Source organism: Nostoc sp. NMS8 (assembly GCF_017115045.1).
Taxonomy (GTDB): domain Bacteria; phylum Cyanobacteriota; class Cyanobacteriia; order Cyanobacteriales; family Nostocaceae; genus Nostoc.
The window spans coordinates 1-24,709 of sequence record NZ_JABXKK010000066.1; the positions used below are offsets into that span (position 1 = coordinate 1).

The following is a 24,709-nucleotide window of genomic DNA, read 5'->3' on the forward strand; positions in this document are numbered from 1 at the left end:
TGATGGCATTATCTAGACTCCATAGATGATTCTTTTTGTCAATGCGTAAGTCCTATAATCTTTAAATATTCAATTTTACTGAAGATTATTAGGCACTAGTATAACGTCTGTAACCAAGAAACCCGCGATCGCAGACATTAGTGCTTTTAGCTCCAAAACGCGGATAAATCAAATGACCTCTCTGATCAAAAATCCTTAAATCCTTAAGGCAATGTTGATGGATTCTGATGCCCGGGGTTGAGATTAAAGGGCAATACTTCTTGGTAAAGGACAAAAGCAGGGTAAAGTAATAGTTGTTAGCCTAAGAAGTGCGATGCCTACGGGTTTTTTAACTAATCCTCAATCTCCAGTTACTTTTACTTTGAGTTAAGCAACCATGACCAATTATACTCTTCAAGCAAGTCGAGAATGGTGGTCACAACAATGGCTAGATTTGCTAGATTCCTATCGGTTTAAAAAACGTTTGGAACGTGCGAGAAATTATGCTCGTCAAGGGAATGTTCTCAGCATCGAATTTAAAGGTGCAAAAGTATTAGCTAGGGTGCAAGGTAGTGAAGTCGAACCTTATAAGGTTTCTCTCTCCCTTGAACCATTTACCGATGAACAATGGGGTTATGTAATTGAAACCATGTCCCAAAGGGCAATTTTTGCTGCTAAATTATTAGCAGGAGAAATGCCACAAAATATAGAAGAAGTCTTCACGGCTAATGGTCTTTCGATATTTCCTTTTACTCTTGGTGATGTCCATAGTAAATGCTCTTGTCCTGATAAAGCAAATCCCTGTAAACACATTGGTGCTATCTACTATCAGTTGGGCGATCGGTTCAGTGAAGACCCCTTTGTACTATTTCAATTGCGCGGACGTACCAAAGAGCAAATTATCAGCGATTTGCGAAAATTGCGTAGTGCCAAGATTGAACCAAACACCGCAGAAACGCCCGATATTCAACAGTCAATTCCTAATAACAAATACTCGGTAAAAATTGATTTTTTCTGGCAATACAATGAGCCACTAGAGTCATCCTTGGTAGTAATTGCACCGTCTACTAGCGAGATAGTTTTAGATGTATTAGGAGCAATACCCCTTGCCAAAGAAGAGGAAAACGCAGTAAATTCAACTTCGAGTGATGTGGTAATGAAGTATTTAAATACAGTTTACAGAGATGTGAGCCAAAAAGCTTTTTTAACAGCGATGAATGTAGGAGGAAGTTGATAATAATTCGTAGTTCGTAATGGGCTACGCCCCGCTACGCAATTTACCCCGAATCGCAGCTTCATTCTAGAAATAGAAGCAGTTATCTGATTCTACCCCTGCCATTCGGCTTTCTCGCTTCCAAGTAGTCGAGCCACAACTTTCATAGTCTAAATCCAGCACATCAGCGATTTCTTTGACCAAATCACCAATTACCTCTTTGTAATGTTCGTGTTCTGGTAAAGGTGTGATAATTTCTAAGGTAGTGCGATCGTAAGCTAACCTTGCTGCCCGATGTCCCAAGTCTTTTAGAAGATTTTCAAACTGTTCCCACCTAATGTCATAAAGCATTACTCGGTCTGCTCGATTTTTGGCGACTGTCATTGTTACGACCTCCAGAATGTTTTATTGTCCAAACTCAAGCCTAGCCTGTTCTACCAAATCAGCGGTAACAAGCTCTTGTCCTGCTTCACGAGCTAGTTGTTCAATTCTGGCTTTAGCTTGAGAGCGGACAAAAAAGGGAATATTTTGTAACTTTTCCTTCGCTTCAGATGTCCATCGTAAAGCATCAATAAAATTGGAATCGCTCATGGTATTAATAACCTTGGTAAGTTGCTCAATTTATCAATAGATTACTAATTCTCCTATAAAAAAAGCCCTTGCTTTTATGCAAGAGCTTCTAAATAATTTAGTTGTCAATGATGAAATAAATCTTAGAACTAGTCTAGATCGTTCATGAACATCACTGGCTCAGTATCACGGTTAATTCCTTTCTCAAAACCACCAGCCGCAGCCCGTGCGCGACCAGCGTGCCACAAGTGACCAACTAGGAAGAAGAATCCTAGTACGAAGTGAGAAGTTGACAACCAAGCACGAGGAGATACGTAGTTGAAGGAGTTAATTTCGGTAGCCACACCACCCACGGAGTTCAAAGAACCCAGAGGAGCATGGGTCATGTATTCAGCAGCACGACGAGCTTGCCAAGGCTGAATATCGTTCTTGATTTTTTCCAAATCAAGACCATTGGGGCCACGTAGAGGCTCCAACCAAGGGCCGCGGAAATCCCAGAAGCGCATGGTTTCACCACCGAAGATGATTTCACCAGTTGGAGAGCGCATCAGGTATTTACCTAGACCTGTAGGGCCTTGGGCAGAACCGACGTTAGCACCCAAGCGTTGGTCACGAATCAAGAAGGTCAAAGCCTGAGCTTGAGAAGCTTCTGGGCCGGTAGGGCCGTAGAATTCGCTTGGATAAACGGTGTTGTTAAACCAAACAAAGATGGAGGCGATGAAGCCCATCAGTGAAAGAGCGCCCAAGCTGTAGGAAAGGTAAGCCTCACCAGACCAGATGGATGCACGACGTGACCAAGCAAAAGGCTTGGTAAGAATGTGGAAAATACCACCAGAAATTAAGATAAAGGCAACCCAAATGTGACCACCGACCACATCTTCTAAGTTATCGACGCTAACAATCCAGCCTTCACCACCGAAGGGAGATTTGAGTACATAACCGAAGATAACGGCTGGGTTCAATGTCGGATTGGTAATAATCCGAACATCACCACCGCCTGGTGCCCACGTGTCATACAACCCACCAAAGAACATTGCCTTTGCTACCAACAGCAATGCACCGAATCCCAAAATAATCAGGTGGAACCCGATGATGTTGGTCATCTTGTTCTTGTCTTTCCAGTCGTAACCAAAGAAAGAAGAGTATTCTTCTAAGGTTTCTGGCCCACGGACGGCATGATAGATACCGCCAAAGCCAAGGACAGCTGAGGAAATTAGGTGGAGTACACCAACTACAAAGTAGGGGAAGGTATCGATGACTTCACCACCAGCACCAACACCCCAACCCTGACTGGCGAGGTGAGGTAACAAGATCAAGCCTTGTTCGTACATGGGCTTTTCAGGAATGAAGTGAGCAACTTCAAACAAAGTCATCGCTCCAGCCCAGAATACAATCAAACCAGAGTGGGCAACATGAGCGCCCAGCAGTTTACCAGATAAGTTGATTAAACGTGCGTTACCAGACCACCAAGCAAATCCAGTGGATTCTTGGTCGCGTCCAGCGCCGCCTAAGATATTTGGTCTATTAGAGAGCGTTACCACGTGGTAATACCTCCTCAGGGAATACAAATTGTTCGTGGGGTTGATCTTGAGGAGCCATCCAAGCGCGGATACCCTCGTTCAGCAAAATGTTTTTGGTATAGAAGGTTTCAAACTCAGGGTCTTCCGCCGCCCGTAATTCTTGGGAGACGAAATCATAAGCCCGCAGGTTGAGTGCTAAACCGACGATGCCAACGGCGCTCATCCACAAACCGGTGACTGGCACGAACAACATGAAGAAGTGCAACCAGCGTTTGTTTGAGAAAGCAATACCGAAAATCTGTGACCAGAAACGGTTTGCTGTCACCATTGAGTAGGTTTCTTCCGACTGGGTAGGATTGAAGGCGCGGAAGGTGTTAGCACCATCGCCGTCTTCAAACAAGGTATTTTCGACTGTGGCACCATGAATGGCGCACAATAGCGCACCACCCAATACACCCGCAACACCCATCATGTGGAAGGGGTTGAGTGTCCAGTTATGGAAACCTTGCAGGAATAGCAGGAACCGGAAGATCGCCGCGACGCCAAAGCTGGGTGCAAAGAACCAGCTTGATTGTCCCAAGGGGTAAATCAGAAATACACTGACGAATACCGCGATGGGAGCAGAGAAAGCGAGAGCGTTGTAAGGACGGATACCTACTAGACGCGCAATTTCAAATTGCCGCAACATGAAGCCAATCAAACCGAAGGCTCCGTGTAGGGCAACGAATGGCCACAAACCACCCAATTGGAACCAACGGGTGAGGTTGCCTTGGGCTTCTGGCCCCCACAACAGCAATAGGGAATGTCCCATACTGTCAGCGGGGGTGGATACTGCCACTGTCAAAAAGTTCGCTCCTTCTAGGTAGGAGGAGGCTAATCCGTGGGTGTACCAAGAGGTGACGAAGGTGGTGCCGGTCAGCCAACCGCCTAGTGCTAGGAAGGCGCAGGGGAATAATAATATCCCTGACCAACCTACGAATACGAAGCGATCGCGCTTGAGCCAGTCGTCCAGAACGTCAAACCACCCTCTACTGGGGGCACGTCCAACTGCGATGGTCATTAGAGCAAAATCCTCTTTTTTTACTAAAATTGCAACGTTTCTAAGGCGGTACGGAGAGCCAGTGTAACCGACTGCCGTGAGGAATTAACGTTTTTTTTGACAATCTCAACTGCTTTTAACCAACTGAGATTCTGAGAGCTTGCTGACTAGTTAAGTCATTATTTCTCAGGGTTATGACATTACACGTACCATCGGCTAGTAATCTAGCTTGTGGTAACTTAATGATTCTTAACTTATCACATTAATCAGGGTTTTTGCCTGATACGCAAAAGTAAATGAGCTATGAAACACGAACCTTATAAATAATATGAATATCAGAATTTTTACAATTTGACACAACTTTTCTCAGAAATCTAAAAAAAATTAATGCAAATGGACGTATGTAGGTAACTTTTTTCCAAGAGGTCAAGGACAAGGGGGACAATGTAGCAATATCTCTCCCAATTCTCCCCCAGATTCCCTACTCGCCAAAGCGATTGATTTTTATTTGGAAGTCCCTAACCTAAAAAATTATATCGGTAGCAGGAACATGGAGCGGCGTAGTTGAGTTTTTGTCAACGATGTTTGGTAAAATGCAGGTGGTTACTTCACCGCCACGGTCGTTGATACACCTCTAGAAAACCTATCTATGTGAAACGTTAGCCAAAGGGAAAAGAAGTTAGCATATCTTGACTAACTACAAATAGCCCAAGTGGTTTGTCCTGTAGTGCAAGTCAGCCAGCATCATCTAGGACAGTAAAATTTGTAGAGTACAGGGTAAAAAATTTATAGTCTGCGGTAGGGTTTCCGGGGACTTAAAACATAGCTCTCAGTGCCTCCTCAGCAATAGCGAGATGGGCACAGACAGCTACCACTCTATGCAAAAGCATTTAGTGGGCGAGTATGTAACAGCGAGTATCTCACGGGCAATGGTAGTTCAATGACGACATCAACAACGATTAACAAAGGCGATCGCCTCCTGCATCAAAATGTTCTCGGTTCTCGTCGGTTCAGCAACTACTGGTGGGCAACTATCGTTACCTTGGGAGCAAGTGGCTTTCTCTTGTCTGGAATATCCAGTTATTTAAAAGTTAATTTACTTATAGTTTCCGATCCAACCCAACTGGTATTCGTTCCTCAAGGATTGGTAATGGGGTTATATGGGGCTGCTGGCTTGCTATTAGCCACATACCTGTGGCTAGTGATTTTATTGGACGTTGGAGGCGGTTACAACGAATTTAATCACGAAACTGGCGCAATCAAAATCTTCCGTTGGGGGTTTCCTGGCAAAAACCGCCGAATTGAAATTGATAGCCGCATAGAAGATGTACAATCTGTGATCATAGACGTGAAAGAAGGTCTTAATCCCCGTCGCGCCCTCTATCTACGCATTAAGGGCCGGCGAGATATACCCTTAACACGGGTTGGACAACCTTTATCTTTAACAGAGTTAGAAACGGAAGGCGCACAGTTAGCCCGCTTTTTGGAAGTGTCGTTAGAAGGATTGTAAAGGATTGGGGGCTGGGAACTGGGGACTGGTAAAAATTTATTTGCCTGATATTTGCCTAATTCCTACATCCCTAATCCCCTGTCCCTAATACCTAATGCCCCTTAAAACGATAAGATACTCTGGTTAAATCGGTAACAGGCAATGCGGTTAAAAATTTCACAATTTTTGCTTTCTTTTGTGCTTATTAGTGCCTTGATGTTGGGAGGATGTTCAACACAGCAAGTCGCTTCTAATGCGTCTTCTCCAACCTCGACAGCTACCTCGAACACAAGCGAGGCAAGCACCAAGACAACTACTGAAGCAACTTCTGTATCTCAAACTAGTAGTGAGAGTATTCCTGGACTGGCAGATTTACCAAGGCTAGAAGGTAAGGCAACTGTGGTAATCACGGTTAAAGGCTCACCGATTACGATTGAAGTAGACGGCACTGATGCCCCGATTACATCTGGCAATTTCATAGATTTAGTGCAAAAGGGTGTGTACAACGGTTTAGCTTTCCATCGAGTTGTGCGCGAACCCCAACCGTTTGTAGTTCAAGGGGGCGATCCTCAAAGCAAAGACCCGAAAGTTCCAGCAGATAGCCTGGGAACCGGTAGTTATATTGACCCAAAAACCGGAAATGCTCGTTATATACCTTTAGAAGTTAAGCCAAAAGGTTCAAATACTCCGATTTACAATAAACCATTTGATGCTAGTGCCCAACCTGTCGTATTACCCCATAAACAGGGTGCAGTAGCAATGGCGCGATCGCAATCACCAGACTCCGCTTCTGCCCAGTTTTACTTTGCTTTAGCAGATTTGGCGTTCTTAGATGGTAACTACGCGGTGTTTGGCAATGTCACTCAAGGCTTTGATGTTGTAAACAAAATTCAGCAAGGCGATCGCATTGACTCCGCTAAAGTCACCCAAGGTGCTGAAAATCTGAAAACACCAAGTAAGTAGAGGAAGAGGGCAGGGAGCGGGGAGCAGGGGGAGAATAATTACTAACTTCTAACTCCTAACTTCTAAATTGGTAAAGGTTGTTGTCACTGGTATTGGTTTAGTTTCCGCTTTGGGTGGAAGCTTAGAGGATAGTTGGCGAAATTTAATCGCGGGTAAATCTGGAATTCGATTACACCAACCATTTCCAGAACTTAGACCACTTCCTCTAGGTTTGATTGGTCAACAACCATCTGAGTTGACAGCATTAACTCAAATGGTTGTTGCTTCTGCTTTACAAGATGCTGGGTTAGTTGCACCTTTAGCTGATTGTGCTGTAGCCATTGGATCGAGTCGCTCTTATCAAGCTTCTTGGGAGAAGTTGGCACGGCAAATGTATAATGATGCAGAAAATTTTCCCGTGTCATTTTTTGGAAATTGGCTAGATACATTACCTCATATAAATGCGATCGCAGCTGCAAGGCAAATCGGTGCATCGGGGATAGTTTTAGCACCAATGGCAGCTTGTGCTACTGGAATTTGGTCTATTGCCCAAGCAGCTATGCTTATACAAACTGGGCAATGTCAACAAGCGATCGCAGGTGCAGTGGAAGCACCAATTACACCCTTAACTTTAGCTGGGTTTCAGCAGATGGGTGCTTTGGCGAAAACTGGTGCTTATCCCTTTGATTTGCATCGAGAAGGCTTAGTGTTGGGCGAAGGCGCGGCTGTGTTTGTCTTAGAATCAGCAGAGTTTGCCAAGCAGCGTCAAGCAAAAGTGTATGGTGAAATTCTTGGTTTTGGCTTAACCAACGATGCATATCATAGTAATTCACCAGAACCTAAAGGGAAAAGTGCGATCGCAGCTATCAAACAATGTCTAGAACGTAGTTGTCTATCACCAAGCGATATCGATTACATTCATGCTCATGGCACAGCTACGCAGCTAAATGACCAAATGGAGAGTATGGTAATCCAGCGTTTGTTTCCCCAAGGCGTGGCAGTTAGTTCCACTAAGGGAAGCACGGGTCATACATTAGGAGCATCTGGAGCTTTAGGTGTAGCTTTTTCTCTCATGGCATTAAAGCATCAAACATTACCGCCTTGTGTAGGCTCGAAACAGCCAGAGTTTGATTTAGATATTGTTACAGCCGCACGTCTAAGTAAAATTCAGCAGGTATTATGTTTGAGTTTTGGCTTTGGGGGACAGAATGCTGCGATCGCCTTAGCAAGGTAAAAACTTGTGGGTTTAACTATGCTTACCGACATAATATATAAATTTTCATTAAGGGGCACACAAATTTGCGCCCCTACAAACGGTGATTTTTGAATAATTTTACATATCAGAATATAAAATATAAAACTGTAACAAAAACTACAAAATACTCGTTTTTATCAAAAAAAGAGATAAGCTTAAGTACAGATGATATCCGGTTCGTAAAGATACCGTGATTAGGAGAAAATTTATGATTTCAAAATCCTCGTTGCTGGCGGAACCTGCTTCTCCGGCGCATATATGCCCATTTGACCAAGCCTGTAGCTACTTAGAAGCGGCAGCTAAAGAATTAAATTTAAATCAGGGTTTACTAGAAATTCTCAGCCACCCGCGTAAGGTTGTCACAGTTTCCATACCCGTGAAACTAGATGATGGGGAAATACAGGTTCTCGCTGGACATCGGGTACAGCACTCTGATGTTTTAGGCCCATACAAGGGTGGAATTCGTTTCTATCCGGCTGTAACATTGCGCGAGGTATCCGCTCTAGCAATGCTGATGACCTGGAAATGTGCCTTGTTAGGTATTCCTTACGGTGGTGGTAAGGGTGGCATTGCTATAGATCCCAAACGCTACAGTGTTGGCGAATTAGAGCGAATCAGCCGTCGTTATATCAGCGAGTTGATTAAAGATATTGGGCCTTCCGTAGATATTCCTGCGCCAGATATGGGTACTTCTGCCCGTGAAATGGCTTGGATGATGGACACTTACTCTGTGAATATTGGTCATGCTGTACCAGGAGTTGTAACTGGGAAACCCCTTTCTATTGGTGGTTCTCTGGGAAGAGAAATGGCCACCGGACGTGGCACGATGATTATTGTCCGTGAGGCGTTAGCAGATCGAGGTAAATCCTTGGTAGGAGTGCGAGTCGCGATTCAGGGTTTTGGTAACGTCGGCTGTGCCGCAGCAGAATTACTATATGAAGCAGGCGCGAAAATTATCGCTGTTTCAACTGGTGCTGGGGGAATATTCTCTGAAGTTGGTCTTGATATTCCAGCGTTGAAAGTCTACGCTGCTGAAAATCGTAAGAGTATTGTAGGTTTCCCGCAATCTGTAGCAATTAGCAATGCAGATTTATTAACTTTACCCTGTGATGTCTTAATACCAGCGGCTTTGGAGAACCAAATCACTGAAGAAAATGTGAATCAGGTACAGGCGCAGATTGTGGCAGAAGCAGCTAATGGCCCGGTTACTCTTGAGGCTAACTTGGCGTTAGAGGCGCGGGGTGTGATAGTGCTACCGGATATTTTAGCGAATGCTGGCGGCGTAGTCGTGAGTTATTTAGAGTGGGTGCAGGGTCTTTCTTACGTATTTTGGGATGAGGAGCGCGTCAACCGCGAAATGGAGCATTTGATGGTACAAGCCTACCGCAAGGTGATTCATCAGTCGGAGGTGCGCCAAATTTCTTTAAGGTTAGCAGCTTACACTTTAGGGGTGGGTAGAGTGGCTCAGGCACTAACTGACAGGGGTCTTTATCCTTAATTGTTGATAGCGACAATTGAATTTATGAGAGAGAATAAATCATCAGTGGGTAAAAGTTTAGGCGATCGCTCACTGATGATTTTTCTATTACAGCATTACTCTGATTTCAGTCCGTTTCAACGGACTTGAGCTACTAGCCCGAAATTTATTTCAGGGTGAGAAAGCAACGCCAAACCAATGTTTTAGCGGTGAGGGGTCAAACCCACTGTGAATTGAGCAACAGTCTCATTCTATTCGCTTAAATTTGTTGTGAAAGCCAATACGAGCAAAAATTAACCAGGATTTTTACGAGATATCTATAAATATGAATATGTGGCTAGTAGTAGCTTTTATCTGTTTTGGTTGGATATTGTCTTTATGTTTGCATGAGTTTGGTCATGCAATAGCAGCATATTGGGGTGGTGATACTTCTGTCAAAGATAAGGGGTATTTGACATTGAACCCACTCAAATATACCGAACCGAGTTTGAGTTTGATGATGCCGTTATTTTTTCTGCTCATTGGCGGTATTGCTCTACCTGGGGGAGCAGTTTATATTAATCACAGTCGATTACGCGATCGCAAATGGAAAAGTGCGGTTTCGGCTGCTGGCCCAATTGCCAATTTGATTCTAGCTTACCTGCTATCACTGCCTTTTCAATTGGGTTGGGATTCTTTAGCTCTCGAAAATCCAAATTCAGTTTTATTTGCTTTGATTACTGCCCTAACTTATATAATTTCCCTAAATATCTATGTCGTTTTGATTAATTTATTACCTATTCCTGGCCTAGATGGTTATGGAATTATCGAGCCGTGGCTGCCAAAAGCAATTCAACAGCAAATTAATCAGGTTGCTAAATATGGAATTTGGATTTAGCAGCATATCAACAAGCAATCGCTATTCAGTTAGATTTTTATCAAGCTTGGTATAAACAAGGCGAAACCTTGGCAAAATTACAGCGTTATGAACAAGCGATCGCAGCCTACGATAAAGTAATAGAAATTAGACCAGAAGATAGCAATACTTGGCGGTTACGAGGACAAGCTTTAGTAGCACAGAAAAATTATCAAGCAGCCCTAGACTCATACAATCAAGCAATTACAATCTATTCTGACTTTTATGGTTTCTGGTTGGATCGTGGTAATGCACTATATTATTTACAACAATATGAAGAGGCGATTGCCTCTTACGAAAGAGTTATTGAATTAAAGCCAGATAACATCAATGCTTGGAATAACAAAGGTGGTAGTTTGATAAAATTGCAACGTTATGAAGAGGCATTAATTGTCTACGATCGAGCAATTGAAATTAAATCTGACAGTGCTGATTGCTGGTATAACAAAGCCTGTTGTTATGCACTACAAAACAATGTCGCTCTAGCAATAGAAAACCTACAACAATCAATCAAACTTGAATCAAATAGATTGGAAATTGCTAAAACTGATCCTGATTTTGATGCTATTAGAGAACATGAGATGTTCCAAATTTTAGTTGACAAATATAGTTAGTAGAATAATAGACACTACAAAATAGCGCTAGATATAATCAGAACGATAATAGTTTTTTCTGAATTGCTGTAATACAAAGGGCGATGCGAGAATTGATATCTTTTTGCTCAACTTCATCGATACCCAATTTGACTTTGAGGTGTTGGATATAGTTTTGAACAGCCCTGAGCGATATGTGAAGACGATGAGCGATCGCTTGGTCTGTTAAGGAATCATGACATAGGAGTTTGAGAATTTCCAACTCTTTCTCATTCAAGTTTAATTCTCGACGTAACTCTCTAGGCAGTTTCAATTCTCCATTCAGCGCAATTTCAACCCCCTCTAAAAAAGCTTTGCGCCGTTCCATTTTATTCACTACTACAAAACCGCCGTAGTGATGATTAATAGATTTAACAAGTTTGATCAGCCAACTGGGTTCACTGCTATAAATTCAGGATATTTAGAGAGGAATAAGCGTCAAAAATTAACTCTAATAGTTGGAAAGCAGGTTTAGCAGATTGAGAGCCAGAGGGTGTAACAAATTGTAAATCGAGGACAATTAAATCTGGTTTCTCTATCTGTAGACATTGTTGTGCTTCTTGCGGAGTGTTGGCGATGACACAAATAGCAGAATGGTCGAATTTTCTGAGAAAATCACAGTTATTTTGGGCTACCTCTGGGTGATCTTCTACAACGAGAAACATCTGTGGCTTGGCTTCCATATTTTTAGCGATTTAAACTAAAACCCATAGGTATCACTTTCCCTACATCCCGGAGAACTTTTACGAAGTTCGAGATATAAACTAGACTATATAAATGTATGCTTTACAAAAAACAATCAGTATGAGCAGCAACCTTTTACAACGCATTACCTATAATCCTGACATTTGCCACGGCAAGCCTTGTATTAGGGGACTTCGTTATCCTGTTGAATTGATACTCGAATTACTTAGCTCTGGCATGACAAGTGATGAAATTTTAGCAGATTATGATGATTTAGAACGGGAAGATATTCTCGCATCTCTCCAATTTGCCGTTCGCTTGAGCCAAGTTAAAAGTATATATAAAATTGCTTCATGAAATTTCTTGTCGATGCTCAATTGCCTGTTCGACTGGCTCGATTATTAGAATCTGCGGGTTACGATACAATCCATACAAAAGATTTAATTAACAAAAATGCTACGTCAGATACAGAAATAAATGCCGTTTCAATACGGGATAATCGTATAGTAATTACCAAGGATTCTGATTTTTTAAATTCTTTTTTGACAATTAAAGAGCCTTACAAGTTATTACTTGTCACCGCAGGTAATATTAATAACTTAGAGTTAGAAGCATTATTCACAGCTAACTTGCAATCCTTGGTGGAATTATTTGATAGTCACTCTTATATTGAAATGACTCGTGATTCAATTATTACTCACTTGTAAATAAAATAGTGCGATCACCTAAAATCATCGTGTCATCTGGGAGATTAGATCCCCGACTTCTTTAAGAAGTCGGGGATCTGAATATATTAGGAAGTGCGATCGCTTGACAATCAAGACAGTCGCTACAAATAACTTTAACTACCTCCCACATTGTGTGTATTGCCACCGCCACCAAGATTTCGACCGTCTGGACTCTCATACACCTGACCGCCTACAGTGCGATCGCCTCTGAACTTCCAGATGGTGCATGGGAAAGGTCAGCTTTGCCTGATGGACAATTGCAAGTCACACTGAGTTGGCGTTTACTCGGCTTGTAATTTTTCCTTAATTAAAATTTGATTGTTCAATGGTTGAATATTTTAATTTATGTATTTTATTACTTTAGTTCAACTTTTATGCGGTAAGTGCATAAAAGTTAAATTATCTAGATGAGATTAGTCAATGAGTTGTGGGGTAGGAATTTGCGTATCGATGTCTGCTTGGGAATAAGTGGGAAGTAACCAGGTACTCTCACCTGCCTTGAATACTTTGGCAGGTTCAACATTCAATTCAATGGCACCGGTGGCTGGATTGGTTCTAGCAAGAGACTGTGTGCCATCAACGAACTGGATAGCGATTGGTTCAGTCAGTTCTTGTGGTTGAACATTTGGGCCTAGAACCACTTGAGAACCTGCGGGTAAGTAAATGCCATCGCAATCCCAATCATCATCCGTGATTGTTCCTGCACCCAGAAAGTAGAGTTGGGTTGGAGATTTTTTTGGTTTGTTGGCATAGACAGCCAAAGTCTTTCCAGTTTCATTACGGCACTGCGCCCGCTTTCTAGCTGTTTCTATGATATTTTTCTGAGATTGCAATTGTACCAATCGCTGCTGGAACTGCTCAGGTGTATAGCCAGCTTGCTCAGGTGTATCCTTTACAGTTAGAAGTTGATTGAGCGCCTGAGTTACCTCGGTATAGTCAGCCCCTTTAGTAAAATCCTTGCTTGCCCAAGAGGGTTGAGCAATTACCAGGTTCAGCATCAACACAAGAGCGACAAGAATTATTTTGAGAAACTGCATATTTTCTCCTTTTTTTAATTAGTCTTAAGTACCACTGAAACTTTACCAGATTTCAAAACCTGAAAAATTTTGACTGCATCAGTAATTTTGCTTGCGATCACGATCGCACCAACCAATTGCCTTAAGATTAATAGTTCTACAAGCTCTCCCCAATTTTCAAATAAAGCTTAAATCTATGCTGTACTGAAGCATAAAAAGTAAAAGAAAATTCATACCTTGAATAAAATTACACTTAGATAAATATTTGTTACTAGTGCTTGGTGAATTGTTGAGTTAAATATTAAGCAACAAAGGTATAATTACTGCGGCTTAATTAGACTAAAAACTTATCTTAATTAAAAGTATCTATTTTAACCATACCTTACTTAATCGCGGTCAAGTTTTTAGAAAGCACAACTTTGTATAAGTTGAAACTAATTTTTCTTAAGCTGGGTACTGGGCACTGGACAAGAAATTTCTTGATTATTTTGGTTAGAGTGTGAATCCACAATCCCTAGATTGGTATTAAAAATTTTCCTAAGATGCTGTCTCAAAATTAGGTGTAAGGAAATGATTTCAGCAGAAACCGAAGTAAAAATAAATCGTTTGGAATCTATTGTTGAGCAAATTGGGGAAGCAGTACTCTCTACGACTGAGACAATTGAACGTCTTGCTGAAAGGTTGGAGAGTCTCAGCATCCAAGTCGAAGCACAGGGACATCAGGTACAACAGCAAGCCTATCAAGTTATCGCGTTGTGTGACACCGTACAAACTCTTGCAGAATCTCACTATGATTCACTGCAAAAACTCAACCAACTTACACAAACTGTAGATCGGTTTATATCCTTAATTCAAGAATTAGATGACTAGTACCGGAAGGCGGAATTCAAAATTCAAAATTCAAAATGAATACAGCCTCAGCGTTTCATTGATTTGGGATGGTGAGGCAGTCTGGTTTTCTCCCAAAGGGAGAGGCTAGCGCCAAGGGGGTTCCCCCATGAGGAACTACCGTTAGCGCAGCGTTAGCGAGCCTCACCCGAAGGGGTAGTTTATTTACGCCGTGTTCTAGCAGCCATTTTGGATGCAGTTGTCAAACCCTTAACTGTGTCACCGCGATATTGCCAGAAAAACAAACATCCACATCGCTACCAGGAGTGCGATCGCGTTTGCCATATTCCCCTACATAATAAAAATCATCGCCTTCAATTCGATAGTTCACGGGCAAAGGTTTAGTACAGGGTTGGCAAAATACTACATTAGGATCGGGTTCTCCTGGTTGCAAATGTGGCAAGTTCACATTCCAAAAGCTTCCTGCTTCTAGGGGACGCTTGAGTAAGTCCGCTAAAACTTCAGCTGTCAATTTGGCAGCTAGATCCCAATCAAAACTCTGCTTGGCTTTACGATACTGGGAAATTGCAACTCCAGGAATACCGTGCATTGCCGCTTCCCGCACGGCGGCTACTGTGCCAGAAATATAGGCATCGACTCCCAAGTTACCCCCAGCGTTGATACCTGAAAGTACAAATTTGACGTCTGCGGTAATTTGTGTTATTGCAATTCTCACACAATCAGCAGGAGTTCCGGCGATCGCATATTCAGTCTCAGAACGTCGCTGGAGATTGATAGCACGAGTGGTAGTAACTTGATGTCCACAGCCAGACTGATGCTCGGCAGGAGCCGCGATAATAGTATTTATACCGTTTACAGCTTTAAGTAGAGCTTGGATACCGGGGGCATCAATGCCGTCGTCGTTAGTTAGTATGATAGTCATGTATAGCAATCCGATAGCGAAGCGGTAGCGAGTCATCGAGCGTCTTTGATTTCTGAATCATTTGTAGAGAAAGGGAACAGGGAATAGAGATGTACCGAGTTTTATTCAAAAATCGAATAGGAGTCCTATGTATATTATTGATATGGATTTAGCTAAAATATCAGAAAAATGCAGATATATCGCTTTTTAAGTAAGCTCAAAATATATTGCATAGAAACCAGCGAGCGCTACATCACCCATCAAGAGGTAAAGTAGGAAAAGCTACTTGCAGATATGAAAAAATACACTGGATTCTGCCAAAAATATTGATCGTAGGATATGATTTCTAGATGGTTTGCAAATTCCGCCCTAAGCATTTGGGTTAACTCCCAAAATGGGCGGTATTTCTTGTGACTAGCAAGACTGTTAGCCTCAAGTTAATGCTTGCAGCCGCCCCCAGAAGAAGTTTGTGCAATCAAAAAATCCCGTGTAATATACAGCAGGGAACAGGGTTGAAAGTCTCTTGATATATGGCTTTATACTTAAAATTTGTACCTCACTTACCTGCAATCTGCTGTATATCTGCTAGAAGTAGTAGAGATTTGATACTGGAGAAAATCGGGAAAGAGGTGATTTTTGCAGTGGTTCTGTAGTATTTTTGGTGCAAGTCTGTCTTAGGAATCACACAATGAAACAGCTTTTCAAACAATTATTTAGCAGTCAAAAACACCTCATTCAGCTAATTTTACCTTTGGTGACGGTTATTATTTTAGCAACCTCACTGTTTGCCACACCTGCTTTAGCCACAGGTGTGTATCAAATACCCAGCCTTACAGCAGGGAATAACACCTGGGTTTTGGATCAAGGTGAGGTTATCAGCCGTCTGAATGAAGGTAAAATTAGCAGCGCTTTCGAGGATTTGGCAAAGCAAACAAATAAGGAAGTCAGAATTGTTACTGTTCGCCGTCTCGACTACGGTGAAACACCAGAAAGCTTCACCAAAGAACTGTTTGAAAAATGGTTTCCCACAAAAGAAGCCCAAGCGAATCAAACTTTATTGGTGATTAACACAGTTACCAATGGTACTGCTATTCTGACTGGGGATGAAGTTAAACCTTTACTCACTGACGCTATTGCCGAGAGTGTAGCGACTGAAACCGTAAGTGTACCATTACGTAATGGTAATAAATACAACCAGGCATTTCTTGATGCAAGCGATCGCCTTGTCGCCGTCCTCTCCGGTAAAGCCGATCCAGGGCCACCTAAAATAACTGACAATGTACAGGTAGAAGGCACCTACAAGAAAGCAGAAGAAACCGACCAAGGTAATGCTACTGCTTGGGTAGTAGGATTGTTAATTGCCGCCACCGTTATCCCAATGGCGACTTACTATATCTATCAGATAAATCAGCCATCATCTGATGGGTAATGACAGAGTTGTTCAATTTTAGATTTTTAATTTTGGATTTTGGATTGAAAGAAAAATCTAAAATCTAAAATTGGCTTAATCTTGAACATACTCTTTCCCTGTAACTAAAGCTACCTCAGCCCGAACAAATTCTCGACCCAAATAAGCTGCATGATTTAATTGAGTTACAGGAGGGGGCTGAGTTTCTTCAAAAATCTTCACGCAGAGTTCTTTTGCCGTCCTCGCGTTAAAGACTGTGGTATGAATTCGTTCTACCTTTTCTCGCGCCGGAATTACCTTTCCCGTTTCGGGATCGACAGCTAAACCGCGATCGTCAATTACATTTGTAAAATGCTTGGCATAGATTAACCCTGCGTCTCGATCTAAGTAAATAATGAAATATCCACCGGGATCTAGGTCAATATGACGCTGGGAAAGTTTATCATCAATTGCGGCTAAATCTTCAACTATTAAATCCATAAGCATTATAAAAAGAAATTTTCTTTTTTCAGGGTTTTATATTCTATATCAAGTGTAATTGGTCGTTTACCCTCTGACTTGAAAGTGTTGAGTGCTGAGTAAAAATACTAGTCCCCAGTCCCCAGTTATTCTTTCATTCAAGGCTTTTGAAACTTGTTTCATCAGGACTGCCTTGGCAAACTTTTAAGAATCTCGGTTACTAAATGGCAACTCTGCATTAATTGCCTCAATCTGCTGCTGTTCGAGTTGATTCACTTCCTTAATATAGGGAAGTAAAATTTTTCCTAAACGATTATTGTAAAATCGGTGCAAACTGTGGTTGGGCATGGCGGGGAAACCACGGCGTTTTTTATGTCGTCCACCCGCGCCAGGATCAAAAATTTGGATATTGTTAGCGATCGCCCACTCAATTGGCGCATAATAACAAACATCAAAATGTAAGCAATCTATTTCTTGAAAACTTCCCCAATAGCGTCCATAAAGTTTGTCATCTTTAAACAAACAAAAAGACATTCCTAAAGGATGAGAGTTATCTTCCTCGCTATATGCAGCAACAAACAAGACTCGATGGCGATAATCTGAGTGTAGCTGCTCAAAAAACCTCTGTGTGAGATACTTACTACCCCACCAGCCAAACTTATCACAGGTGTCAGCATAGAAACGGTGCATCAAGGGAAACAAAGACTGAGGAATTTCATCACCAGTCAGAGGTTGTAATCGTAAACCTGCTTTTTCTACAGCTTTGCGTTCCCGCTTGATATTGCGGCGTTGATTGGCGTTAAACACCTTTAAGTAGTCATCAAAAGTTTTAAAGCCTGCATTTTCCCAGATGTAGCTGTGGTGTAGCCAAGTTGTAAAACCATGCCGTTCCAGGATAGGACGCCATTGGGGATCGACGTAGAGGAAATGACACCCAGAAATTCCATTTTTGGAGCAAAAAGTGTCAATTTCATGCACCATTATCGCTGTAATTTCATTTTCATCTTCTCCTGGGGCGATTAAAAACCGATAGCCTTCAGCCGGAGTAAATGGTGTCATTCCCAGCAATTTTGGGTAATACTGGACTCCGATGCGATCGGCTAACTCTGCCCATTGGTGATCGAAAATAAATTCACCAGAACTATGTCCTTTAAGATAAAGTGGCGCAGCAGCAATCAGCGTTCGATCTCGCCACAATGTCAAGTGATTCGGCAACCAACCAGTTTTAGCCGTAGCACTCTGGGAGGTTTCGATATTGTTCAGCCACTCCCATTCTAAAAATGGCGTTTTGAGTGGCATTGCCAAAGCATTCCAGGCATTTTGGGGTACTTCAGCGATTTTGTTCGTCCAAACGACAGAATAGCGAGGCTTAGGTTGTTCCACTTTTTAGAAGAGTAGGGAGTAGGGGAGCAGAGGGAGATGGGGAATAAGAATTTTAGATTTTAGATTTTAGATTTTAGATTGAGAGCATGTTTTAAAGGTGGGTGGCTGTAATTTTAGGCACTTTTTGATCCCCCCAACCCAACCCCCCTTAAAAAGGGGGGGGTAAAATCTCTAAAAGTCCCCCTTTTTAAGGGGGATTTAGGGGGATCTAAAACGTTTTGCTACCGAGCAGAGGAATTTTAAAACATCCTCTGAAGAAATTTAATCCAAAATCTAAAATTGAATTGCCCCATGCCCAATCAATAACTTAACTTAGCGTAATCTAATCTGCGGGTCGTTGCAGGCGATAGTGCAAAAACACTTCTTGCTCAACTGTATTCACTTCTAGAAGTTGCAACTTGGGAGCTAAATTGGGTAAAAATCCTTTCCCATCGACAGATGTGGGTGCAGTATTACCACCTAAAATCAGCGGACAAACAGTTAACCATAATTCATCAATTAAGTCTAATTCCAGTAAGGAAGCGACTAATTTACCTCCACCTAAGACTACTAAGCGTGTTATATGTAGAGTGGCTAGATGCTTCAAAGCTGCGGGAATATCAATTTCTCGCGTTGGTGTTTCAAAAACCAGAATTTGCTCAAATTCTGAAGGGCACTCCTCTACTTCATTTCCCAGAGTTGAGGAAAGCGTTTGTAAACGTCCTTTCCATGAAACCGCTCCTGCTGTTGTTGTGAGTAGCCAACGTCTAACTGGTTGCTGAAAAAAGTGAATTTCCGGATTAAGGTTTGCAGAATGTGTAGTCACTATATGAACTGGCTGCGGAGGCTTCCCTGCTTGGGCCCGAAGTTGCACTAGAGTTGGATCTGATATTGTAAGTGTTGTTCCATAAGCGCTCAGAGTACCAGCACCGAATAGAACGGCATCAGAGGCAGCGATTTGTTTTTCTAAGTGTGCTTTATCAACCCTTGAGCCAAATCGAGCAGGCGATCGCTTAAAATCTGCTATCTTACCATCTGCACTCATTGCTAAAACAACTGTAATATGAGGACGATGTTGCAACATTAACTTGATTTGATAGTTTTAATATTTTCTTTAGTCGTGTATAAATTCTCAAAAAAACATGCTTGCAAGCTACTCTTTTTCAATTTTACCACTGTATTTATATGCAGCACAAATCACTTTCATATCTAGCATATACAAGTTTTGGTATCCCACGTTTCTTTTTGGATTATAGTAATTTGTTATTTTTAAACATTGAAAATAAAATTCTGATAATTTAATAAAATGTCTCATCTAGCTGGTCTAATTACATATCTTTGCTGTTGTGGTTTGCAGATGCAAAGTGAGACACTCGATGACTAATTCCCGCCAATCTTCCTTTCGCCGAATTTTAGTAACGAGAATATTGCTGGTCTTCGTTCCAGTTTTACTTGTAGGCGAAATTGTTGCCTTAAATAAGGCACGTTCTAGCATATTGGGAACTGCGCGTCAAAATTTAACCGAAAGCGCCATCAGTAAAGGTGAGAGAATTGGAGATGCGATCGCAATCTTAAAAGCTAATTTGCTGAGTGTAAGTAAAACGACAGTTATTCCGTCGGGTTCGCGGATACAAGAACAAGAAATTCTCACGCAGTTAAGGCAACAACTTCCAGCCAGTATTGAATGTATCCAATTGACGAATCTGTTAAACCAGAAAATAATTGCTAGTAGCTGTGGAGATCAAGCTATTGGAGAATTGATATTACCTTTGCCAAGTGACGGAATTGATGTCAAATCAATCTTGCCACCAAAGGCAGGAATGACTGGAAAAAGAAACACACAAAATCAACTACAAGTAGTTTTATCTGCACCAGTTTCCGATAGCCCAAGAAATTTAGTTTACAGCTTAAGTATTCAGTCTGCATTGTACCAACAAACCAGAAATCCACCTGGATCGCTCACAGGTGCGATGGTAGTGATTGCTGAAGATGGTACAATTTTGGCACACCCATTCGCAGACTGGGTGGGAACTAATATCAATCAGCACCCTTATGCTTCTCAACTCAAAAGCATAATTAAAAATGCGATCGCTGGGCGAAACGATTCGATAAATTTGTCTTTTACAGATGGCAAAGAATTAGTAGCTGGTTATACAGCTATTACAAATCCCCTAAGTCAACAGCATCAGGAAAAATGGATAGTCTTAGCTGTTACTAGTGTTGAGAATGCGCTTTTTGGTTTAGAAGAAATCAAATTAATTCTCATCGTTTTGACAGTTGGTTTGATTGGTGCAAGCTTGTTAGCATCCCTATATTTAGCTCCTTACTTGGCACGTCCTGTAGAAGAATTGCGAGATTACGCTCTCAATATTCACTCTCACCACGCTGCACAACCAGTTCCGCACAATTTTCAAATCCGGGAATTCAATCAACTAGCCCAAGCCTTAGACCAAATGGTAGAACGGCTCAAAGCTGGTTCAGAAGAACTAGAAATAGCTTGGAAAGAAGCGAAAACCGCTAACCAAATTAAAAGCCAATTTTTGGCTACGACTTCTCATGAATTGAGAAACCCATTAAATATTATTATTAACTGTATTCGCCTCGTTGAAGATGGCTTATGTGATGACCGAGAAGAAGAAATGGATTTTCTCAAACGTGCAGATGAAACAACGATACATTTGCTAGGTATTATTAATGATTTACTCGACATTTCTAAAATCGAAGCAGGTAAGCTTTCAGTCGTCTCCACACCCCTTGACCTCCGACAAATATTATTAGAGGTGATTAATTTACAATCAGTAAATGTTCAGCAAAAGGGCTTGCAATTGAAATGTGAGTTAGATTCTCAAGTTATACCAATAAAAGCAGATGCGCCAAAACTAAAGCAAGTGCTGATTAATGTTATCGGTAATGCTACTAAGTTCACCGACACAGGAAGTATCACCATTACTACAGAAATTCAACATAGTAGTGGTCAATCTCAGGTGGTAGTCGCCGTCAAAGATACAGGTATAGGCATCGATCCAACCCAACAGCATAAACTATTTCGTCCCTTTGTGATGGTGAATGGTACAACCACACGTCAGTTTGAAGGCACTGGACTGGGACTAGCAATTTCACGAAACTTAATCGAACTCATGGGAGGCAGCATTACTCTTGAGAGTGCAGGACTTCATCAAGGTACAACACTGAAAATTACCTTACCTTTGATTGATATCTCGCTGTTAGCCGTTCCTAAAAAAGAAGAAAATGTAGAGGATTTGGGATTATCTTCTGGGAATGACGGGGCAAAAGCAAGCCGCTATCCTAGCCTACAGGATGGGGGAAGTTCCTCTTTGGGGAGCAATAAGCCTGTGAAAATAGAGCTAGACAAAGAGATGTTACCAAAGTCCCTGGTACTAATTGGTAATGAGACTTGCGAGATTCGTCTTTCACCGTTGCAAACTATCCTGGTAAGTCTTCCAAAAGGAAAAGTTTGTGCAAATGGGACTTCCGAAAGGTAAATTTGTCAAGGAGGTAGGAGGCAATCAAAAGGGGCGGGGCTTTAAACCCTCTTGGCAAAGTCAAAAATTTATATTCAAGAGTCACTGATTATTAATGTTGATACTTGATGAACATTTAGAAAAATAGGTTTGCCACCTTGCTCAAGAGATGCTGTTAAAGCAGTAAGAATTTCTACTAACTCAGTGCCTATCCACCCAGATGAAACTTCTGAGGGAGTATTGTTGAGAATAGAGACAACAAAGGAGGAGCAAACCTTCTGCAATGGTTCCCCTGGCTCTAATTCCAGCACCACCTGCTTTTGATTTACAGGAATAAATTGATTACCCTGCCGTTCAAACTCTCCATGTAGCAGGCTTAAAGGTGATGATAGTGACATCTCATCAAAAATCAAACTACCAAGGCTCCCCACAATCCCCAGCCGTCGCTGCTTATCAGGATTCAGCCAGCACAAGTGAATATAAGCTTGAAAGCCATCTGAGTATGTTAGTGTCAACCATACTAGATCGGCCAAACCTTGAGGCACAGGAGAATTTGTATCTTTCTTTCCCTCTGCTCCCCTGCTCCCCTGCTCCCCTGCCCCCTGTAGCCACACCGTACCCGTTGCTTGTACTTTGATAGGAATTTGCCCAAGCCAAGCGTTAAATATAGCAATATCGTGAATAGCTAAGTCCCACAGCGCATCAACATCTTGCCGGACAGGCCCTAAATGGGTGCGGGTAGCGTAACCATAGCGTAAATCGCCTAATTTACCCGCCTGTACTACAGTTTTGCCTCGCTCAACTGCTGGGTGAAATAAATAAGTGTGGTCAACCATGAGTATTAAATGATGCTGCTCTGCTAAATGGCAAAGTTCCCGACATTCTACTGGGTTGAGAGTTAGAGGTTTTTCTGCCAAAACATGGTATCCTTCTTGGAGAGCATCTTTAATCAAAGCATAGTGGGTGGTAGCAGGAGTTGCGATCGCAACTCCTGTCAACCTTGGCACTGTCTTTAAATCCTGCCACTGGGTTGTTAATAATACATTCTCATCTAAGTCAAACTGCTGCTTGACCGCCGCTAATCTTTCTGGATGGGGGTCTACTACAGCAACTACATTTACTTGGGGATGCGCTAAAAAATTCCGCAACAGATGCACTCCCCAACGCCCAACTCCGATAACAGCAATATTAATTTTATTTGTCATTAGTTATTAGTCATTTGTCATTTGTCATTAGTTATTTGTATACAAAGGATGAGGGACAAATGACCACTGACAATCAACTGATTATCGACTAATTGCCCTTCTTTTAAGCTCAGGGTATTTGCGGATTAGGAATTGCTAAAAAAGCTACTTTAGCTGCGGCTTGTTCAGCAGTTTTGATCGATCGCCCCCTACCTTCTCCAAGTTTGTTTCCGTGCAGCCACACTTCAGCCATAAAACGTTCTTGATTGCGGTGCGGTTGACTGACTTCCACAACCCGATATTCTGGTAAAACTTTAAATTGCGCCTGAGTCCATTCTTGGAGAGCAGCTTTGTAATTAAGTCTGGCAGGATCAAGGCGAATTTCTGTTGCTAGTTGGTGGAAGTGGGGATCTAGCCAAGAGCGAATCAATTCCAGATTTTGAGTACTTAAGTAAAGCGCACCCAGGACGGCTTCAAAAGCATCTGCTAGTCGTGATTCTAGACCAACTTTATCAGCGGTCGCACTACCAGCGACTAGTAAGTATAACTCTAAACCATAAACTCTGGCCAATTGTGCAAGAATGCGATCGCTCACCAACACTGAACGAATTGCCGCAAAATCCCCTACTGGACAATCGGGATAATTTTCCCATAACACAACAGCCGACACCAGGCGCACCACTGCATCGCCAACAAACTCCAGCTGTTCGTAATTTGCCGACTCAGAAACAGTGGGATGAGTGAGCGCTAAATCCAGTAGTTCCCACTTTATAGGTGCTTCTAGCGATAAACCTAATTTTTGGACTAAACTTTCGAGTTGCCGTTGACGGCGTGGATAGGCAAGGGGCATTACATGACAAGGGGAATGGGGCAGGGGGCAGGAGAGGCAGGGGAAGCAGGGGAAGTTAACTTGCTATCTATGATTTATATTTCTAAAGTTCTTGGACTATTACTCTAACAACTTTTTGCTACTTCTCTCTATCTAGCTTCTCTTGGATAGCTTGACGGCAAAATTCAGGAGGATCTTCTTTCGCTTTTACTTCTTCCTTCATTTCCTTGGTGACACGCAAATGTAGATATTATGATTAGTCGAACTCACGTTGAATTAATGATGAATTAGCGATCGCATAAAACCCATACAAATAATAGAGTACAAACCGTCAAAGGTTCATACTCCATTAAAGGGGAGAGAGCAGGACATAAGCCGGGTTCTGTTCTCTTGCGAGGGCAGTTATCTATCTGGGACGTTTGTTACCAAACGCCTCAAGCGGCTCTCATTGAGCGGAACTGGTAAAAGACCAACCATAGTCCCTATCGCCTTGCTCCCAACCGGGGTTTACCGAGCCAGCACCTCTCGATACTGCTGGTGCGCTCTTACCGCACCTTTGCACCCTTACCAGGTTGGGGATTGGGGATTAGGGATTGGGGATTAGGAAAATTCTTCCCAGTCCCCAGTCCCTAGCCCCCAGCCCCTAATCCTGGCGGTATCTTTCTGTGGCACTATCCTCACGATCGCTCGCACTGGACGTTATCCAGCAAGTTTGGTCTTTCGGGAGCCCGGACTTTCCTCAAACCAGTGACTAAGACTGATCTGCAACCGCCTGCGCCTACTCTCTCCTTAGATC

General features: G+C 42.2%; 26 protein-coding genes and 1 other RNA gene. 13 read left to right on the top strand and 14 right to left on the bottom strand.

All coding sequences use genetic code 11. From position 1 onward, the window contains the following. Nucleotides 1-376 precede the first annotated feature (376 nt). Complete coding sequence (locus HWQ39_RS11985; protein WP_292844615.1) at nt 377-1,213, top strand: SWIM zinc finger family protein; 837 nt, start codon at nt 377-379, stop codon at nt 1,211-1,213. A 66-nt stretch (nt 1,214-1,279) separates the two neighbouring features. Here HWQ39_RS11985 and HWQ39_RS11990 read toward each other — a convergent pair whose 3' ends face one another. From HWQ39_RS11990 to psbD, 4 genes are all read right to left on the bottom strand, one after another. Then, the gene (locus HWQ39_RS11990) at nt 1,280-1,576 is read right to left on the bottom strand and encodes a hypothetical protein (RefSeq protein WP_292844618.1); all 297 of its coding nucleotides are present in this window, start codon (nt 1,574-1,576) and stop codon (nt 1,280-1,282) included. A 21-nt stretch (nt 1,577-1,597) separates the two neighbouring features. Next, the gene (locus HWQ39_RS11995; RefSeq protein ID WP_190934553.1) at nt 1,598-1,783 is read right to left on the bottom strand and encodes a PCP reductase family protein; all 186 of its coding nucleotides are present in this window, start codon (nt 1,781-1,783) and stop codon (nt 1,598-1,600) included. A gap of 128 nt (nt 1,784-1,911) precedes the next feature. Next, a complete protein-coding gene (psbC, locus tag HWQ39_RS12000) occupies nt 1,912-3,303 on the bottom strand; it encodes a photosystem II reaction center protein CP43 (RefSeq protein WP_292844625.1) in 1,392 nt (463 codons plus the stop codon). Continuing rightward, the gene (psbD, locus tag HWQ39_RS12005) at nt 3,287-4,342 is read right to left on the bottom strand and encodes a photosystem II D2 protein (photosystem q(a) protein) (protein WP_292844628.1); all 1,056 of its coding nucleotides are present in this window, start codon (nt 4,340-4,342) and stop codon (nt 3,287-3,289) included. Before psbD ends, psbC begins: the two co-directional genes overlap by 17 nt. Before the next feature lie 919 nt (nt 4,343-5,261). Here psbD and HWQ39_RS12010 point away from each other — a divergent pair. The 6 genes from HWQ39_RS12010 to HWQ39_RS12035 all read left to right on the top strand — a co-directional run bounded on the left by HWQ39_RS12010 (nt 5,262) and on the right by HWQ39_RS12035 (nt 10,993). Beyond that, a complete protein-coding gene (locus HWQ39_RS12010; protein ID WP_292844631.1) occupies nt 5,262-5,831 on the top strand; it encodes a photosystem I assembly protein Ycf4 in 570 nt (189 codons plus the stop codon). Nucleotides 5,832-5,972: 141 nt separating this feature from the next. Continuing rightward, complete coding sequence (locus HWQ39_RS12015; protein WP_292844634.1) at nt 5,973-6,773, top strand: peptidylprolyl isomerase; 801 nt, start codon at nt 5,973-5,975, stop codon at nt 6,771-6,773. A gap of 67 nt (nt 6,774-6,840) precedes the next feature. Beyond that, a complete protein-coding gene (locus HWQ39_RS12020; protein ID WP_292844637.1) occupies nt 6,841-7,986 on the top strand; it encodes a beta-ketoacyl-ACP synthase in 1,146 nt (381 codons plus the stop codon). Between the two features lie 229 nt (nt 7,987-8,215). Then, complete coding sequence (locus tag HWQ39_RS12025; RefSeq protein WP_292844640.1) at nt 8,216-9,505, top strand: Glu/Leu/Phe/Val dehydrogenase; 1,290 nt, start codon at nt 8,216-8,218, stop codon at nt 9,503-9,505. 304 nt (nt 9,506-9,809) lie between these two features. Continuing rightward, nucleotides 9,810-10,361 carry a site-2 protease family protein gene (locus HWQ39_RS12030; RefSeq protein ID WP_292844643.1) on the top strand — a complete coding sequence of 184 codons (552 nt, stop codon included), beginning with the start codon at nt 9,810-9,812 and terminating at the stop codon, nt 10,359-10,361. Continuing rightward, a complete protein-coding gene (locus tag HWQ39_RS12035; RefSeq protein ID WP_292844646.1) occupies nt 10,352-10,993 on the top strand; it encodes a tetratricopeptide repeat protein in 642 nt (213 codons plus the stop codon). Before HWQ39_RS12030 ends, HWQ39_RS12035 begins: the two co-directional genes overlap by 10 nt. A 37-nt stretch (nt 10,994-11,030) precedes the next feature. Here HWQ39_RS12035 and HWQ39_RS12040 read toward each other — a convergent pair whose 3' ends face one another. Further along, a complete protein-coding gene (locus HWQ39_RS12040; RefSeq protein ID WP_292844648.1) occupies nt 11,031-11,339 on the bottom strand; it encodes a LuxR C-terminal-related transcriptional regulator in 309 nt (102 codons plus the stop codon). 76 nt (nt 11,340-11,415) lie between these two features. Beyond that, complete coding sequence (locus HWQ39_RS12045; RefSeq protein ID WP_292844651.1) at nt 11,416-11,694, bottom strand: hypothetical protein; 279 nt, start codon at nt 11,692-11,694, stop codon at nt 11,416-11,418. 121 nt (nt 11,695-11,815) lie between these two features. Between HWQ39_RS12045 and HWQ39_RS12050 the strand changes: the two genes are divergently transcribed. From HWQ39_RS12050 to HWQ39_RS12060, 3 genes are all read left to right on the top strand, one after another. Next, complete coding sequence (locus HWQ39_RS12050; RefSeq protein ID WP_292844654.1) at nt 11,816-12,052, top strand: DUF433 domain-containing protein; 237 nt, start codon at nt 11,816-11,818, stop codon at nt 12,050-12,052. Continuing rightward, nucleotides 12,049-12,402, top strand: coding sequence for a DUF5615 family PIN-like protein (locus HWQ39_RS12055; RefSeq protein WP_292844657.1), 354 nt, complete (start codon nt 12,049-12,051; stop codon nt 12,400-12,402). Before HWQ39_RS12050 ends, HWQ39_RS12055 begins: the two co-directional genes overlap by 4 nt. 152 nt (nt 12,403-12,554) lie before the next feature. After that, nucleotides 12,555-12,719, top strand: coding sequence for a hypothetical protein (locus HWQ39_RS12060; RefSeq protein WP_292844660.1), 165 nt, complete (start codon nt 12,555-12,557; stop codon nt 12,717-12,719). A gap of 117 nt (nt 12,720-12,836) precedes the next feature. Here the strand turns inward: HWQ39_RS12060 and HWQ39_RS12065 are convergent, their stop codons facing one another. After that, nucleotides 12,837-13,460 (bottom strand): hypothetical protein, encoded by a 624-nt coding sequence (locus tag HWQ39_RS12065; RefSeq protein WP_292844663.1) that lies wholly within the window; start codon nt 13,458-13,460, stop codon nt 12,837-12,839. Between the two features lie 549 nt (nt 13,461-14,009). Here HWQ39_RS12065 and HWQ39_RS12070 point away from each other — a divergent pair. Further along, the gene (locus HWQ39_RS12070) at nt 14,010-14,309 is read left to right on the top strand and encodes a hypothetical protein (RefSeq protein WP_292844666.1); all 300 of its coding nucleotides are present in this window, start codon (nt 14,010-14,012) and stop codon (nt 14,307-14,309) included. Between the two features lie 220 nt (nt 14,310-14,529). Here HWQ39_RS12070 and surE read toward each other — a convergent pair whose 3' ends face one another. After that, nucleotides 14,530-15,210: a 5'/3'-nucleotidase SurE gene (gene surE, locus HWQ39_RS12075; protein ID WP_292844669.1), complete on the bottom strand. Its 681-nt coding sequence runs from the start codon at nt 15,208-15,210 to the stop codon at nt 14,530-14,532. Between the two features lie 667 nt (nt 15,211-15,877). On the opposite strand from surE, the gene HWQ39_RS12080 reads away from it, so the two are divergent. After that, on the top strand, nt 15,878-16,618 hold the full coding sequence (locus HWQ39_RS12080; protein ID WP_292844672.1) for a TPM domain-containing protein: 741 nt from the start codon (nt 15,878-15,880) through the stop codon (nt 16,616-16,618). A 75-nt stretch (nt 16,619-16,693) separates the two neighbouring features. On the opposite strand, the gene HWQ39_RS12085 is transcribed toward HWQ39_RS12080, so the two are convergent. The 3 genes from HWQ39_RS12085 to HWQ39_RS12095 all read right to left on the bottom strand — a co-directional run bounded on the left by HWQ39_RS12085 (nt 16,694) and on the right by HWQ39_RS12095 (nt 19,502). Then, nucleotides 16,694-17,077, bottom strand: coding sequence for a DUF4346 domain-containing protein (locus HWQ39_RS12085; RefSeq protein WP_292844675.1), 384 nt, complete (start codon nt 17,075-17,077; stop codon nt 16,694-16,696). 183 nt (nt 17,078-17,260) lie between these two features. Continuing rightward, complete coding sequence (locus HWQ39_RS12090) at nt 17,261-18,439, bottom strand: GNAT family N-acetyltransferase (protein ID WP_292844678.1); 1,179 nt, start codon at nt 18,437-18,439, stop codon at nt 17,261-17,263. Between the two features lie 322 nt (nt 18,440-18,761). Then, a complete protein-coding gene (locus HWQ39_RS12095) occupies nt 18,762-19,502 on the bottom strand; it encodes a RibD family protein (RefSeq protein ID WP_292844681.1) in 741 nt (246 codons plus the stop codon). A 292-nt stretch (nt 19,503-19,794) separates the two neighbouring features. On the opposite strand from HWQ39_RS12095, the gene HWQ39_RS12100 reads away from it, so the two are divergent. Further along, the gene (locus HWQ39_RS12100; RefSeq protein WP_292844684.1) at nt 19,795-21,921 is read left to right on the top strand and encodes an ATP-binding protein; all 2,127 of its coding nucleotides are present in this window, start codon (nt 19,795-19,797) and stop codon (nt 21,919-21,921) included. A gap of 74 nt (nt 21,922-21,995) precedes the next feature. Here the strand turns inward: HWQ39_RS12100 and HWQ39_RS12105 are convergent, their stop codons facing one another. The 3 genes from HWQ39_RS12105 to rnpB form a co-directional block, all read right to left on the bottom strand. After that, nucleotides 21,996-23,105, bottom strand: coding sequence for a Gfo/Idh/MocA family oxidoreductase (locus HWQ39_RS12105; RefSeq protein ID WP_292844687.1), 1,110 nt, complete (start codon nt 23,103-23,105; stop codon nt 21,996-21,998). Between the two features lie 109 nt (nt 23,106-23,214). Then, nucleotides 23,215-23,934 (bottom strand): ribonuclease III, encoded by a 720-nt coding sequence (gene rnc / locus HWQ39_RS12110; RefSeq protein ID WP_292844690.1) that lies wholly within the window; start codon nt 23,932-23,934, stop codon nt 23,215-23,217. Nucleotides 23,935-24,268: 334 nt separating this feature from the next. Further along, nucleotides 24,269-24,699, bottom strand: an RNA gene (gene rnpB, locus HWQ39_RS12115) — RNase P RNA component class A. Between the last annotated feature and the right edge of the window lie 10 nt (nt 24,700-24,709).